This is a genomic window from Arthrobacter sp. B0427-1-12 (genome assembly GCF_059092905.1).
Genome location: NZ_JBNHIC010000173.1, coordinates 1 through 863, shown reverse-complemented (window position 1 = coordinate 863; position 863 = coordinate 1). Strand labels below are relative to the sequence as shown.

Below are 863 nucleotides of genomic sequence, written 5' to 3'. Positions count from 1 at the left end.
AGGTGGTCGCGGAACTTCTTCAGGTCCTCGAGCGTGAGCTTCTTCATCTGGTGGGTGGCGTTGCGGCCCTCGAAGTGCGTGCCCAGACCGTAGCCCTTGACGGTCATGGCCAGGATGACCGTCGGCTTGCCCTTGAATTCCATCGCGGCCTTGTAGGCGGCGTAGACCTTGCGGTAGTCGTGGCCGCCGCGCTTGAGGTTCCAGATCTGCTCGTCGGTCAGCTCCGCGACCATCTCCTTGGTCTGGGGGGTCCTGCCGAAGAAGTGTTCCCGGACGAACCCGCCGGATTCGGCCTTGTAGGTCTGGTAGTCCCCGTCCAGGGTCTCGTTCATGATCTTCACGAGCGAGCCGTCATGGTCCTTGGCCAGCAGATCGTCCCACTCGCGGCCCCAGACGACCTTGATCACGTTCCAGCCGGCGCCGCGGAAGAACGCCTCCAGCTCCTGCATGATCTTGCCGTTGCCGCGCACCGGCCCGTCCAGGCGCTGCAGGTTGCAGTTGACCACGAAGGTCAGGTTGTCCAGGTTATCGTTGGCGGCCAGCTGCAGCAGCCCGCGGCTTTCGGGCTCGTCCATCTCGCCGTCGCCCAGGAACGCCCACACGTGCTGCTCGGAGGTGTCCTTGAGACCGCGGTTGTGCAGGTACCTGTTGGACTGGGCCTGGTAAATCGCATTCATCGGGCCGATGCCCATCGAGACCGTCGGGAACTCCCAGAACTCCGGCATCATCCGGGGGTGCGGGTAGGAGGACAGGGCGTGCCCCTCCTTGGACTTCTCCTGCCGGAAACCGTCCAGGTCCTCCTCGCTCAGCCGCCCCTCAAGGTAGGCACGGGCGTACATGCCCGGAGACGCGTGGCCCTGGAA

1 protein-coding gene is annotated in these 863 nt (G+C 64.7%); it reads right to left on the bottom strand.

Annotated elements, in window-relative coordinates; all coding sequences use genetic code 11:
* Positions 1-863: thiamine pyrophosphate-binding protein (locus tag AC5RWU_RS24400; RefSeq protein WP_493986749.1), on the bottom strand; the 863-nt coding region annotated here is incomplete at both ends.